Source organism: Kitasatospora sp. NPDC101155, assembly GCF_044768305.1.
Lineage (GTDB): Bacteria > Actinomycetota > Actinomycetes > Streptomycetales > Streptomycetaceae > Kitasatospora.
Map to the genome: position 1 here is coordinate 188,317 of NZ_JBIWPN010000005.1, position 13,589 is coordinate 201,905.

At 69.7% G+C, this 13,589-nt stretch carries 14 protein-coding genes; 1 reads left to right on the forward strand and 13 read right to left on the reverse strand.

The window, feature by feature from the left end; all coding sequences use genetic code 11:
* Positions 1 to 14: 14 nt before the first annotated feature.
* The 12 genes from ACIRYZ_RS09760 to ACIRYZ_RS09815 all read right to left on the reverse strand — a co-directional run bounded on the left by ACIRYZ_RS09760 (position 15) and on the right by ACIRYZ_RS09815 (position 12,313).
* Complete coding sequence (locus ACIRYZ_RS09760; RefSeq protein WP_402941763.1) at positions 15 to 1,487, reverse strand: FAD-dependent monooxygenase; 1,473 nt, start codon at positions 1,485 to 1,487, stop codon at positions 15 to 17.
* A 1-nt stretch (position 1,488) separates the two neighbouring features.
* Positions 1,489 to 2,433, reverse strand: coding sequence for an aromatase/cyclase (locus ACIRYZ_RS09765; RefSeq protein WP_402941765.1), 945 nt, complete (start codon positions 2,431 to 2,433; stop codon positions 1,489 to 1,491).
* 32 nt (positions 2,434 to 2,465) lie between these two features.
* Positions 2,466 to 3,251, reverse strand: a complete 786-nt coding sequence (fabG, locus tag ACIRYZ_RS09770) for a 3-oxoacyl-ACP reductase FabG (protein WP_402941767.1) — start codon at positions 3,249 to 3,251, stop codon at positions 2,466 to 2,468.
* A gap of 71 nt (positions 3,252 to 3,322) precedes the next feature.
* Positions 3,323 to 3,592 (reverse strand): acyl carrier protein, encoded by a 270-nt coding sequence (locus ACIRYZ_RS09775; RefSeq protein ID WP_402941769.1) that lies wholly within the window; start codon positions 3,590 to 3,592, stop codon positions 3,323 to 3,325.
* Between the two features lie 36 nt (positions 3,593 to 3,628).
* The gene (locus ACIRYZ_RS09780) at positions 3,629 to 4,846 is read right to left on the reverse strand and encodes a ketosynthase chain-length factor (RefSeq protein ID WP_402941770.1); all 1,218 of its coding nucleotides are present in this window, start codon (positions 4,844 to 4,846) and stop codon (positions 3,629 to 3,631) included.
* Positions 4,843 to 6,102, reverse strand: a complete 1,260-nt coding sequence (locus tag ACIRYZ_RS09785) for a beta-ketoacyl-[acyl-carrier-protein] synthase family protein (RefSeq protein WP_402942084.1) — start codon at positions 6,100 to 6,102, stop codon at positions 4,843 to 4,845. Before ACIRYZ_RS09785 ends, ACIRYZ_RS09780 begins: the two co-directional genes overlap by 4 nt.
* Positions 6,103 to 6,128: 26 nt before the next feature.
* Entirely contained in the window at positions 6,129 to 6,458 is a 330-nt protein-coding gene (locus ACIRYZ_RS09790) for a TcmI family type II polyketide cyclase (RefSeq protein WP_402942086.1), read from the reverse strand.
* 40 nt (positions 6,459 to 6,498) lie between these two features.
* Entirely contained in the window at positions 6,499 to 7,965 is a 1,467-nt protein-coding gene (locus tag ACIRYZ_RS09795; protein WP_402941772.1) for an FAD-dependent monooxygenase, read from the reverse strand.
* A gap of 471 nt (positions 7,966 to 8,436) precedes the next feature.
* A complete protein-coding gene (locus ACIRYZ_RS09800; RefSeq protein ID WP_402941774.1) occupies positions 8,437 to 10,071 on the reverse strand; it encodes an MFS transporter in 1,635 nt (544 codons plus the stop codon).
* Positions 10,072 to 10,330: 259 nt separating this feature from the next.
* Complete coding sequence (locus tag ACIRYZ_RS09805; RefSeq protein WP_402941775.1) at positions 10,331 to 10,549, reverse strand: hypothetical protein; 219 nt, start codon at positions 10,547 to 10,549, stop codon at positions 10,331 to 10,333.
* Positions 10,546 to 11,076, reverse strand: coding sequence for a hypothetical protein (locus ACIRYZ_RS09810; RefSeq protein WP_402941777.1), 531 nt, complete (start codon positions 11,074 to 11,076; stop codon positions 10,546 to 10,548). The genes ACIRYZ_RS09805 and ACIRYZ_RS09810 overlap by 4 nt, the downstream gene beginning before the upstream one ends.
* 613 nt (positions 11,077 to 11,689) lie before the next feature.
* Positions 11,690 to 12,313 (reverse strand): hemerythrin domain-containing protein, encoded by a 624-nt coding sequence (locus ACIRYZ_RS09815; protein ID WP_402941779.1) that lies wholly within the window; start codon positions 12,311 to 12,313, stop codon positions 11,690 to 11,692.
* Between the two features lie 131 nt (positions 12,314 to 12,444).
* On the opposite strand from ACIRYZ_RS09815, the gene ACIRYZ_RS09820 reads away from it, so the two are divergent.
* The gene (locus ACIRYZ_RS09820; protein ID WP_402941781.1) at positions 12,445 to 12,873 is read left to right on the forward strand and encodes a MarR family transcriptional regulator; all 429 of its coding nucleotides are present in this window, start codon (positions 12,445 to 12,447) and stop codon (positions 12,871 to 12,873) included.
* A gap of 169 nt (positions 12,874 to 13,042) precedes the next feature.
* Here the strand turns inward: ACIRYZ_RS09820 and ACIRYZ_RS09825 are convergent, their stop codons facing one another.
* Positions 13,043 to 13,531 (reverse strand): MarR family winged helix-turn-helix transcriptional regulator, encoded by a 489-nt coding sequence (locus ACIRYZ_RS09825; RefSeq protein ID WP_402941782.1) that lies wholly within the window; start codon positions 13,529 to 13,531, stop codon positions 13,043 to 13,045.
* Between the last annotated feature and the right edge of the window lie 58 nt (positions 13,532 to 13,589).

Below are 13,589 nucleotides of genomic sequence, written 5' to 3' on the forward strand. Positions count from 1 at the left end.
GCTTGTTCGTTGTCTCAGTGCGCGGGTTGGCTGCCCGGGGTGCCGAACCAGCGGTGCAGCGCCGGTACCGGGTCGGCGGTCGTGTCACCGGCCCAGGCCACGTAGCCGTCCGGGCGCAGCAGCAGCGTCGCCGCCGGAACGGGCGAGCCCGGGGCGGCCGTGGCTGATATCAGGCGAATGCGGTCCTGCAGGCCGGCGGCCTTCTGCTCCAGTCGGGTCCGCCGCCGCGGATCGGCCGACAGGTCCACCAGCACGCCCCGGGCCGGGCGCAACAGCTCGGTCGTGCTGGTCGGACCGTCCGGGGTGACCAGGTCGAGGTGCGGCATGCGCGCGCCCTCGAGGGGCTGCTCGCTGCCGCCGTAACGAATGTCGAGACCGCTGATCACACTGCCCAGGCGTGCCCGGACCCGGTCGTGGGCGAGCAGCTCGGCGGTCACCGAGCGGACCGCGTCAACCTCCGGGCCACCGAGCAGGAGCTGCGCCTGGGCCTCGATGGCGGTCAGCACCCTGCGCCCGACCGGGTGCCGTTCGCCGTGGTAGGTGTCGAGCAGTCCTTCGGGTGCCGTGCCGCCGACCTCGGCCGCGAGCTTCCACCCGAGGTTCATCGCGTCCTGCAGACCCACGTTGAGGGCCTGCCCGCCCACCGGCATCTGGCGGTGCGCCGCGTCTCCGGCCAGCAGGACCCGGCCACGGCGGTACTCGGTCGCCAGGCGCGCGGCGTTGCCGAAGGCGTTCAGCCACAACGGCTCGCCGCCGCTGAGGTCCTCCCCGGTCACCGTGGCCCAGCTCTCGGCCAGTTCCTGGAACGAGGGTTCCACCGTGCGCCGGACGGCCGGACGCCCGAACTCGTGGACCATGATCCGGGTGACGCCGTCCGGGCGGCGGGCCGCGATGGCGAGCCCCTTGGACGTCCGCTCGAAGCGCCGGTTCGGCACCTCGATGCCGGCCACGTCCGCCCGCAGCAGCTCCCGCGTGGAGTCCGTGCCGGGGAACTCGAACCCAGCCAGGGCCCGCACCGTGCTGTGTTCCCCGTCGCAACCGACCAGGAAGTCGCCGGTGAGCGTCCCCGGCCCCGCCGCGGTGGTGTACTCGACCACCACCCCGGCGTCCGTCTCCCGGACGGCACGCACCTCATGACCACGCCTGAGGTCCACGCCGAGCCCCAGCGCCCAGGACGCCAGCAGTTCCTCCAGCCGGGTCTGCGGGACCTTCCACTGACCCCGGTAGCGGGTCGGCGGGCCGCTCAGCTCCATCGGCAGGCCACCGAAGTGACTCAGCACGTCGCACGCCGGATCGTCGAGCGGCTCCACCAGCCCACGCTGGTCCAGGAGTTCCATGGTGCGGGCGTGCAGGGTGGAGGCCCGGGACTCCGTGGTCGGCGCGGTCAGCCGCTCCAGCACGACGACGTCGGCACCGCCGAGCCGGAGCTCTCCAGCCAGCAGGAGGCCGACCGGCCCGGCACCGACCACGATGACCTGGGTGTCCACGTCAGCGCAGACCTTCGGCGTGGTCCTTGGCGAGGCCGAGGGTGGCCCTGCTGTTGGCACCGAGGGCGTTGCGGACGAACTCCCGGGCACGGGCCAGATCCGCCTCGGCGCCGAGGACTTCGGTGATCCTGTCCGGGTTGATCACCACGGTGTGCTGGGAGGTGACGGTCACACCGTCGCCGTCCTCCACCAGCTCCCAGCGGCCGGTGTGCAGGGTCATCAGCGCCGGCAGGGTGATCTGCTTGTAGACGATCCGCTCGTCGGGGAAGCAGACCCGCACGGACTTGGTGGTGTGGGTCGAACCGTCCTTCGTCCGGGTGTCCATCTCCAGGAGCTGCAGACCGGGCGAGGTCTCCTGGAAGTCGACCCGTGCCACGTGCGGCAGGCGCTCCTGCCAGTGCTGGGCCTCGTTGAGGAAGTCGTAGACGTCCTTGGCCGAACCCTCGACCCGCACCGAGTCCTCGAAGGAGAGGAGCAGATCCGCCCCGGCGGCCGCGAGCTCGACGTTCATCTTGAGCGCGGCGAGCTCGGAGCGGGAGTTGCGGTCCACCGCCTCATCGATCCAGGCCAGGCCGGCCTGGTCGTCGTCCACCGCACGGTAGTCGTGCAGCAGACGAATCCGGCATTCGCCGGCCGAGAGCGGCTCGATGATCCAGGTGCCGCCCATCGCGGCGACCGGAGGCGTGGAGACCTCCTGCCGGAACTCGATCCGCAGGGCCTCGCGGTCCAGGGTGCGGCGCGAGACCCAGTTCTTGGCCTCACCGTTGGCGGTGGCCCAGATCCGGATGCGTTCCTCGGTCGCGCTCTGTTCCAGGTGTTCGACGTGGACGGTCGGCGGGAAGATCCGCGGCCAGTTCGCCACGCCCGCGATGAACTCGTAGACGTCGGCAGCGCAGGCGCGCACGGTGATCTCGTGCGCCACTTCTCGGGTGCCGGACTGCGGCATGGTGTTCTCCTCGTTCCGATGGTTGCCGCTGGTCAGAAGTTGCCGAGCCCGCCACAGACGTTGATCGCCTGGGCGGTGATCGAGGCGGCGGTGTCGGTCGCGAGGTACCCCACGAGTCCGGCCACCTCGTCCGGCGTGGAGTACCGGCCGAGCGGGATCTTCGCCTGGAACCGCTCCAAGATCGCTTCCTGCGTGGTCTCGTAGGCCGCCGCGTACCCCTCGCGGACGCGCTGGGCCATCGGGGTCTCCACGTAGCCGGGGCAGACCGCGTTCACGGTGACACCGGTCGGGGCCAGCTCGTTGCCGACCGACTTGGTGAACCCCACGACACCGTGTTTGGAGGCCGAGTAGGGGGCGCCCAGCACCACGCCTTGCTTGCCGGCGGTGGAGGCGATGTTGATGATCCGCCCGTGGCCCCGCTCCAGCATGCCTCCGGCGTTCAGCACCTCCCGCGTCATCAGGAAGACACTGGTCAGGTTGGTCTGCAGGACGTCGAACCAGAGGTCGTCGTCGAGCTTCGCCGTGGGACCGCCCCCGCTGCGCCCGGCGTTGTTGACGAGCACGTCGACCCGGCCGAAACGGTCGACGACATCACCGACGAGGGCCTTGACCTGCGCGGCATCGCGGACGTCGCACACCGCTCCGTCGACTTCGAGGCCTTCCCGCGACAGCTCCTTGAGCGTGTCCCGGACGGCATCGGCCGAGCGCGCGCAGATGTACACGCGGTGTCCCTGCCGGCCCAGTTGCCTGGCTGACGCGAGGCCGATTCCGCTGGTCCCACCGGTGACCAGGGCCACCCGCCGTTCCTCCAACGCCATGTCCTCTCCTCGAACTTCCTGTTCCTGAGCGCGGATCCGAACAGATCCGCCAAGGGCGAGCCGGGCGTCGTTCACGCCGTACGAGCCGCGGCCAGCTGCTCATTGACAGCCGCGATGAGAGCCCGGGGCCCCGGCGAGTCACTCAGCGTGTCGTCGTCGAGGCGGATGCCGTACGCCTGCTCGATGCGGCTCGCGGTCTCCAGCAGGGCGAGCGAGTCGTAGCCGAGCTCCCCGAAGTCCCGGTCGAGGATGTCGCCGTCGAGGTCGACGCCCTCCTGCTGGCCGGCCGCCTCTCGCAGAATGCCGCGGAGGTGTTCAAGGGTGAATTCCTGCACTGCCATCTCTCCGTTCCTTCGTGATGTAGGGCGGTGAAACTGTCAGTCGGCGACGCGGCGGACCACCATGGCGGAGTTGAAACCCCCCTGGCCGCGGGCCACCACGAGCGCGGCGTTCACCGGCATGGCCCGAGGCGCGTCCAGGACCAGGTCCAGTGCGTAGTCGGCGGCCGGGGAGACGTTCGTGGTGGGAGGGACCAGACCGTCCCGGATGGACAACAGCGCGGCGGCCAGGTCCAGCGACGCCGCGCCGGAGTGCAGCCGGCCGGTCATCGTCTTCGGCGCCGTGACCGGAACCCCCCGCCGGCCGAAGACCGTGCTCAGGGCCTCGGCCTCGATCCGGTCGAGCTCCGGCACGGCCGCCGCGTCCGCGAACACCACGTCGATGTCGGCGGGTGTCGTCCCGGCTTCGGCCAGCGCGCGCTCGATGGCCCGCTGCAACCCGGGCGGACGGCCGCTGTTCGGCTTCGGGTCGAAGGTCGACCCGAAGCCGGCGATCGCCCCGTAGATCTGCGCGCCCCGTGCACGGGCGCTCTCCGCGTCTTCCAGGACGAGCATCGCCCCGCCCTCACCGGCGACGTGACCGGCGGCTTCGGCGTCGAACGGACGGTAGGCCCGCTCCGGGTCCTCGCTGAGGCTCAGCCGGCCGCCGGCCAGTTGGGCGACCCAGCCCCACGGGCAGAGCGAGCCGTCCACTCCGCCGGTCAGGATCAGCCGGGTACCACCGCGGATCAGGCGGCAGGCCTGGGCCACCGCGTCCAGGCCGCCGGCCTGGTCGGACACCAGGACACTGCTGGGCCCACGCATCCCGTTGCGGATCGAGATCTGGCCGGTGTTCACCGCGTAGAACCAGGCGAAGGACTGGTACGCGCTGACGTACTGGCCGCCCTTGCTCCACAGGTTCTTCAGCTCGCCCTGGCCGAACTCGAACCCGCCGGCGGAGCTGGCGGTCACCACGCCCATGTCGAAGTGGTCCCACTCCGCGGGCCGCACCTCGGCGTCCGCCAGGGCCCAGTCCGCCGCGACCAGCGCGAGCTGGGTCATTCGGTCGGTCTGCGGAATCAGCCGGCTCGGCAGGTAGTCCTCCGGGACGAACCCGGACACCTCACCGGCCAGCCGGGCCGGGTAGCCCGCCGCGTCGAACCTCGTGATGGCTCCGACGCCACTGATCCCCTGCCGTGTCGCGGCCCAGTACTCCTCGGCACCCAGGCCGTTGGGTGCGGTGATGCCCAGTCCCGTCACCACGGCCGTCGCGTTCACTCCGCACTCCTCAGCACCATCGCGCTCTGGAACCCGCCGAAGCCGCTGCCGACCGTCAGCACATCGTCGGTGCGCTGCTCCCGGGCGTGCAGCGGGACGTAGTCCAGGTCGCACTCGGGGTCGGCGGTGTGCAGGTTCGCCGTGGGCGGCACGACGTTGTTCTCGATGGCGAGCGCACAGGCGGCGATCTCGATGGCTCCGATGGCTCCGAGCGAGTGTCCGATCATCGACTTGATCGAGCTCACCGGGACCCGGTAGGCGTGGTCACCCAGGCTGTGCTTGAACGCGGCCGTCTCGTGCCGGTCGTTCTGCTTGGTCCCGGAACCGTGCGCGTTGACGTAGTCGATCTGCTCCGGGTTCACACGGGCCTGGTCCATGGCCACCCGGATCGCCTCGGCCATCTCCCGGCCGTCCGGTCGCAGGCCGGTCATGTGGAAGGCGTTGCATCGGGTGGCGAAGCCCGAAACCTCGGCGTAGATGTGCGCCCCGCGCCGCCGCGCGTGCTCGTACTCCTCCAGGACGAACATGGCCGAACCCTCGCCGAGCACGAAGCCGTTGCGGCTCCGGTCGAACGGGCGGGAGGCGTGCTCCGGATCGTCGTTGCGCGGCGTGGTCGCCTTGATCGCGTCGAAGCAGGCCACGGTGATCGGGGAGATCGGGGCGTCCGAGGCGCCGGCGATCATGATGTCGGTGGTGCCCTCGCGGATCAGTTCCGTCGCGTAGCCGACCGTGTCCAGACCCGAGGTGCAGCCGGTGGAGACCACCGTCGCCGGGCCCTCCGCGCCCACCGCCCAGGCCACCTCCCGGGCGAAGGAGCTCGGTACCAGGTAGTCGTAGAGGTGCGGAACCGCGTAGGTGTGATCGACCAGGTCCAGTCGGCCGCTGTCGCTGACCACCCGGTACTCCTGGTCCAGCCCGGTGGTCGCGCCGACGGCGCTCCCCACGCTGACCCCCATCCGGTAGGGGTCCAGCTCCGGCGGTTCGAGCCCGCTGTCGGCCAGCGCCTCGTTGGCGGTGACCACCGCGAACTGCGCGGCGCGGTCCATCCGGCGGATGTCCTGCGCTCCGAGATCATGCGCCTCGGGGTCGAAGTCGATCTCGCCCGCCACCCGGGAGCGGAACGGCGACGGGTCGAAGAGCGTGATGCCCCGCGTGGCGGTCCGGCCCTCGCTCAGCAGACTCCAGAAATTCTTGGCTCCGACGCCACCCGGCGCCAGAACTCCGATCCCGGTTATCACTACTCGCCGCCTCATCAGGGCAGCCCCCCTCGGAATAGCGTCCGTCAGGAATTCTTGGACCAGTGGTAGAAGCGAGTCGCCATGGCGTCGGCCGGCGAGCGCCAGGTCTCCGGGTCGTAGGCCCCGATGTGCGGCTTGAGATCCTCGCTGACCTTCACGAAGAGCGGGTCGTTCTTGGCCGCCTCGATCGCCGATCCACCATTCTCCGAATCGAAGTCCTGCAGGTGGAAGTAAAGGCCGCGGTAGAAGAAGAGCTGGCGTCGCCGGGTACCCATCAGATCCGGCATCTCGGTCCGGTCGAACTCCCGGAAGATCTCCGCCACGTCGCCACTCGCGGACGGATTCATCCGGGCCACGATCAGTGTGCTGTGCATGACCAGCCTCCCTCGTCAATGTGGTTTCGGTTCGCCCTGCTCAGGCGGCAGCGCCGAACCAGCGGTTCAGCGCGTCGTGCAGTTCGCCGCCGTCCGGCGCCGCCCAGACGACGTATCCGTCGGGACGGACGAGCAGGGCCGTCGTGCCGCAGAGCGGGTCGTCGGCGGACAGCTCGGTCTGTGCGCAGTCGACGATGTCGATGCGGTCGGCCCAGAGCCTCGCGGCCGCCTGCAGGCCGGCGCTGCCGCCGAGGCGGATGAGGACCCCGCGCCCTGCGTGCAGCAGGTCCATCGTGCTGGTGCCGCCCTGCGGGCCCGTCAGCTTCTGGGGCGGAACCCGTCGGCCCAGCAACGGGTGGGCGCCGTCGCCCACCGGGTACCCGAGGTCCAGCCCGCTGACCATGCCGGCCAGGTGACGGCCGACCTCCGGGAACTCCATCAACTCGGTGAAGACTTCCCGCAGTGGATCGACCTCGGCGCCGCTCAGGTAGAGCAGCCCCTGTGCCCGGGTGTTCATCAGTAGTCTGGCGCCGGCCGGATGGCGCTCGGAGTGGTAGGTGTCCAGCAGCCCTTCCGGTGCCCAGCCGCGCACGTCGGCGGCGAGCTTCCAGCCGAGGTTCATGGCATCCTGCACGCTGACGCTGAGCCCCTGGCCCCCGGCGGGCAGATGGGTGTGCGCGGCATCGCCGACCAGCAGCACCGCGCCCTTGCGGTACTGGGTGACCTGCCGGGTTGCGTCGCCGAACGAGCTGACCCACAGCGCGTCGCCGTCGTGGATGGAGTCGCCGGTCAGCCGCTGCCAGGCGTCCGCCACCTCGTCGAAGGTGGGCGGTTCGGTCCGCCGCCTCGGCGGTGTTCCCCGCTCGCAGACGATGATGCGGTCGACGCCCTCCCGCAGCGGCGCCGACATCACCATGCCGCCGGCCACCCGCTCGCCGATCTGCCGCGCCTTGAGATCGCAGCCGGCCACGTCGGCGAGGAACATCTCGATGGTCGCGTCCGTCCCCGGGAAGTCGAAACCCGCGAGCTGACGCACGGTGCTGCGCCCACCGTCGCAGCCGACCAGGTAGCGACCGCGCAGGGTCCGGACGCCGTCGGGCGTCTCGGCGGTGACGGTCACCCCGTCGCCGTCATCGGTCAGCCCGACCAGCGTCCAGCCCCGGCGGACCTCTACTCCGACCCGTGCCGCCCACGCGCCCAGGACCTCCTCGGTCCGGGTCTGCGGGATTCCGCGGGCGCCGAAGTGGGCGCCCGGCAGGATGCTGTAATCCAGCGGAATGCCGCCGAAATGCCCCGCCGCACTGGTCGTGATGTCGCCGAACTCCGGCAGCAGACCGCGCTGGTCGAACAGTTCCATTGTACGGGCGGTGAAACCCAGCCCGCGGGATTCACCGGAAGGCTTCTCCAATCGTTCCAGGACCACGACGTCGATTCCGCCGAGCCTCAGCTCGGCGGCCAGCGTCAGACCGGACGGACCAGCGCCCACGATAATGACAGAGGAATCCACGCTCGCCCCCTTGAGGTGACAGGGAAGGTGGCACAAAAAGAGCCCGGGAGCCGATCCGAAAGGAGTGTTCGGGAATCTCTCCGGGCTAATACGGTCGCATTTCTGGATTCGGGCACAGTTCGACCGCCGGAAAAGCGTGACACTTCTCCGGGGGGCCTGTCAACAGCAGGCCTTCGCCGAACGGCCGCACGGCTGGAATGCAAAACGGCAGCGCGCCTGTTGCGCACTGCCGTGATCCGCACCGGGGCCTCAGGACCCGTGCCGCCGGGACCTACCGGCCCCGACCCGCCACCGCCAACTTCCCTGATTTCGGGCACAGTTGTAGCGGCCGAACTAGCGTGACACCCCGCCGGTCAGGTGTCAACAACAAAGCCGCAGCGGTGGACCCCGCCCGCCGGGAAGACCGGACAGCCCGAGGCCGCACCGGAGATGACCGATGCGGCCTCGGGCAAGGAACGTCGCGAGGACGCGTCAGTGTTCGGCTGCGCTCGCAGACTTCGCCGCCGTTCGAGAGTCGGCCGACGGCAGCGGCCGTGAGGCCGGCAGGCCCTTGACGACGAGGCAGACCGCGGCCCCCGCCAGCACGATGGCCAGCGGCAACGCCATGGTCGGCTTCATCGCGTCCACGAAGCCGTACCGGAACACCTCCGAGGCCAGCTCCTGCACTCGGTGGGCCAGGTCAGGCGGGAGGTTCCCGACGTCCGGAGCACCACCGGCCTGGCCGGCACCGACGTCCAGACCGCTCTTGCCCGCCTCGGTGAAGCTCTGCACGAACCCGGCCCGGACCTGCTCAGGAAGCTCGGCGGCCCGCTGCTTCGCCTGGTCGCCCAACGCGGAGACCAGCCGGCTCTGCAGCACCTCGCCCACCGCTGCCGTCGCCAGCACCGAACCGACCTGCCGGAGCGTGTTGTTCACCCCGGACGCGGCACCCGAGAGCTGTGGCGGCACGTTGCGCATCGCCTCCGTCGCCATCGGGGTGAACGTCGCGCCGAATCCCATCCCGGCCACGATGAAACCTGGCAGGAAGGTCGTCCAGCTGCTCCCGACCTCCGCCACCAGCAACAGCCACAGAGTCCCGGCGGAGAACAGGACCAGCCCGCCCAGCAGGATGTACTTCCCGCCGAACCTGTCCGACAGCTTCCCCGCCGGGCCGGCCACGAGCATGGCCATCACCGAGGTGGGTGCCATCACCAGCCCTGCTTTGAGGGCGCTGAAGCCCAGTGCCGACTGCAAGTAGATGGTCATCGGCAGGAAGAGCGCGATCACGCCGAATGAGACCGTGATCGCCACCACGTTCATCGCCGTGAAGTTGCGGTCCCGGAAAAGTACGAACGGCACCAGCGGCTCGCTGTCCTGACGGGCACGCTGGTGGACGAGGAACACCACCAGGAGCACGGCCGCGAGTCCGATCAGTGCCCAGATCCAGGCGTTCCACTCGTACCGCTGCCCCTCGGTCAGCGCGAAGGCCAGGCAGAACAGAGCCGCCGACGCGATCAGCACCGCCACGGCGTCAAGCCGCTGCCGGCCCCGTTCCACGCGCTGGTGGGTCGGCAGGATCGGCACGGCGAGCAGCAGGACGAGGATACCGATCGGCAGGTTCACGAAGAAGATCCACCGCCAGTCGAACTTGGTGACCAGCAGTCCTCCCAGGGTGGGCCCGGCCACGGTAGAGACGCCCGCCACCGAACCCCAAATCCCCAGGGCCACCCCGCGTCGCTCGGCCGGGAAGGTCTCGACGATGATCGACATCGTCTGCGGCAGGAGGAAGGCCGCGCCCAACCCCTGAACCGCCCGGGCGGCGATCAGCTCCGCCGCTCCCTGGGACACTCCGCACAGCAGGCTCGCGAGCGTGAACAGGGCCACGCCGGCGATGAAGAGCTGCTTCTTGCCACGCAGATCACCCAGCCGACCGGCAGTGATCAGTGCCACCGCCAGCACCAGGACATAGGCGTTGCTGATCCAGAGGACCTGGTCCAGCGACGCCGACAGCTTGGTGACCATGTCCGGAATCGCGATGTTCACGATGGTCAGGTCCAGCAGGGTCATGAAAAACCCGAGCGCCAATACCAGCAGAACCGCCCACGGGTTACCGCGCCATCTACTCATTCGACCTCCCTGGTCCGACAGCGCCCGTTCGGACGCTTCCGCCGAAATCCGGATGCCCACCCGGTCGCGGCCTCGACGACTCCAAGAGTCCCCACACCCGGCCGAACGTGACATCGTGCCCGGCCCGGGTGACGCAGACCATAAATTTCCCCGAAGGTGTCACACTCGCAGGCCGCCGCAGCTCTTATTGGTGAGGTGTCGGAAGTCCGTTCACGGCGAGCCCCCGCAGCCGGCCGTGGCAATCGGACGAGTCCACGAATCATCCACCGTTCTCCGTGGAGTTCCGACGATACGGTTGATCGAATTGCTTGTTGACGATCTCGTCGAGGTCGTACTGCGCACGCGCCGGACTGCCGTAACGGGTGAGTCTCCCCCGACTCGCCCACTTTCTGACGGTGGCCTCGGAGACTCCGGCGGCCAGTGCCGCCAGCTCGGTCGGAACCAGTCGACGCCCCGCGTGACCGTGACGGCTGTTCATGCGGCCCCCTCCCTCTGGAACATCTCGTCGGCCGTGCAGGTCTGCCGCTTGCGCTGGATCTGCCGGGCCAACTGGAGCCACTGGTGGGCCTGCCAGACGTGGCCGGCAGCGCAGCGCACCTCGCGCCCCCGCCGCTCCGCCCCGCCCGCGGGAGCGGTCGTCATGTCCTCCTGGCAATCGGGGTGCACACATCGCCCCAGGTCGATGCGCAGAGCCGGCTGGACGTGGGCCGACCGGCGCGCGCGAGCCGCCACGGCGGACACCTCGGCCGAGAAGTCCGCGCAGGCGGAATGGCGGACCAGCCAGTCCAGGTGATCCACCAGGAAGGCCGCCAGGTCAGCCGGCTGCCGTCTGGCCGGCCGTGCCACCCCGAGCTCGTCGGTTACCAGCTCCGTCCAGGAGGCGAGACAGCCGAGGATGGCGGACCGGCTCTCCACCACCTCGTCGTCCACCCGCAGTCCGCCGGACCCCCGGGATCCGCTGACCCTCGGCCGACCGGCGGCGCGAGCGGGCAGGAGGGAGTTCACGCAGTCGTCGTACATCTCGGGCAGTTCGAGCAGTTCCGCCTTGAGTTCGTGGAAGCAGGTGCCACAAACCCGCGGACCACCGGCTGCGCGGGCCGCGGGTCCGGGGGGCGTGGTCGGGTTACTGCAATGAGGCCTCACACACATTGAGATGTTCATTTCACTCCATGGCCGTGACGGAAACGAAACAGGCATGACTGGGTGCGAAATTCACACATTCAGATGGAGGTCCCTATACAGGGAAATCGCGACACAATGGGACATCGATGCCGACCGCAAAGAAATAGCCCTGGGCGGCCCCGCCACACGGGCCGAAATCCCCGACTATCTGGAACCCCCCGTTCCAAATGCTGCGGCCCTGCCGAACACGGGCAGGTCCGGATCGAACGATAACCCGCCCAACTCGACCATGTCCAACAGCAAAAGCTTCACCAAGAAATGCCGTGGAAAACCTCGTGACGTGCAAGGATCCTGAAGATCGGGAGACAGAACGGACCAAAAGCCCGACCACCCCACAATGTCGCCACAGCGCCGTAGAACGCCCACGGAGGCCCGGCGCGGCCAGGGCTCCAGGGGTGCCGACCACCCGCCCCGGCCGCGCCGCCGCCGCGCCGGATCACCCCCAGAGCTGCCGCTTCCGATAGCCCCCCTCCCAGAAGAGCCGGTTGAGCACCCGGACCGGGGCGGGCATCGCCGACAGGAAGGTGGCTCGATCGGTGTCCGGTCGGCCATCGAGAACCCACGGAACGTACACAGAAGCCCCCTTGACGCCCTGTCGGCGCCGCATCCCGTCCGTGAAGCCCCGCCAGTCGGCCACGGTCAGCATGGACTGGATGAGCGGAAGAGCTGTGTCCTCTTCGTGCGTGAGGTGGTCGTCGAGCGTGGCGACGAGCTTCTCCACCTGGTCCGCCAGCGTCCCCGCCCGGCCGGCCAGCGCCGCGTCGACCGAGGCGAGCAGCGGGTCCAGATCGGCGTGCTCGGCCTCCATCGCATCGGTGAGCGCCAGCTCGCGCGGCTTGCCCTCCACCGCGCGGCGCAGCCGCGGCCAGAGCTCGGCGTCCTCGACGCTGTGGTGGATGAGTAGTTGGGTCTTGAAGTTCTCCCAGCCGGCCTTGACCGAGGGCTCACCGGCCCGGCCGGACGCCGCAGCGGAGCGGAGCCGTTCGAGATCCCGACGGAAGGCGTTGTGGGTCGCGTACATGACCGTGAAGTCGATGGTGCCCTGCTCGGAGGCGCTCATGATGTACCTTATCTTCCGAAACCCATACGATACTGGGAAGATACCATATGAGTTCCGTAGTAAACGAAGACCCGGATGAGCTCCGGCACCGTCGACGGCTGACCACGACGATCAAGAGTTCCCTGCGGCGGATGAGCAACCAGCTCTCGCTGCTGAACAACCACGTCGTCGCCCAGCTCGACCTCAAGAACGTCGACCTGGACTGCCTCGACCTGATCAACAGCCAGGGGCCGATCAGCCCCGGCAACCTGGCCCGGCGAGCCGGCCTGCACCCCGCCACGGTGACCGGCATCCTCGACCGGCTCCAGCGCGGGGGATGGGTGACGCGCGAGCGGGATCCCGTCGACCGCCGCGCGGTCGTCGTCCGCGCCCTGCGGGACCGCAACCCGGAGCTGCTGCACCTCTACTCCGGGATGAATGCATCCCTGGACGAGATCTGCGCCAGCTATGAGCCCGCGCAGCTGGAGGTCGTCGCCGACTTCCTCAGCCGCACCGCGGAGGCGGGCATGACCGCCTCCGCGGAGATGGACCGAAAGGAGACGGACCGCAAGGAGAGCTGAGTGGCACGTCCTACCGACGCCACACCAGCCGCAGCAACGGGCAGCAGCTGCGGCGCGCCCGGCAGCTCCGAACGCGCCGCCGACCTACCGGGCGATCGACGGAAAGGAGGCGGTGCCGGCGCCCGCCGGTTCGAACCGTCCGCCTCCGGAGCGGAGTCGGAGGTCCGGCTCAGCCCCGGGGGCGGCGGGCGCGGCGGACGGTGCGGTCGCTCTCGACCGGCTCCGCGAGGTGCCCGTCCACCAGGCGGGTGAGGGCGGAGACGAAGGCGTCCTGTTCGGGCTGCGGCAGCGACTCCAGGAGTTCGCGGTGCTCCCGGTCGGCGATCGCGGTGCCCTTCACCACGGCGCGGGCACCCTCCTCGGTGACCGAGATGATCCGGGCCCGGCGGTCGGTGGCGGACGGGCGGCGCTCGGCCAGGCCCGCCTTCTCCAGCTCGTCGACGGTGACCACCATGGTGGTCTTGTCCAGGTCCGCCAGCTCGGCCAGCTGGATCTGGGTGCGCTCGGCCTCCTGCGCGTGGAACAGCACGCAGTACGCGCGGGGCGTGATGCCGAGCTCGGTGAAGGCGGCCGCCATCCGGGTCGCCAGCACGTGGCTCGCGTGGTCCATCAAGCCGGAGATGTCGCGAATCTGGCGCACGGGCGGGGTCGTCGTCATACGTCCGAGATTAGCAACGGCCCGTCCGCTGCCGGATGATCCCGTTGCCAACCAACAC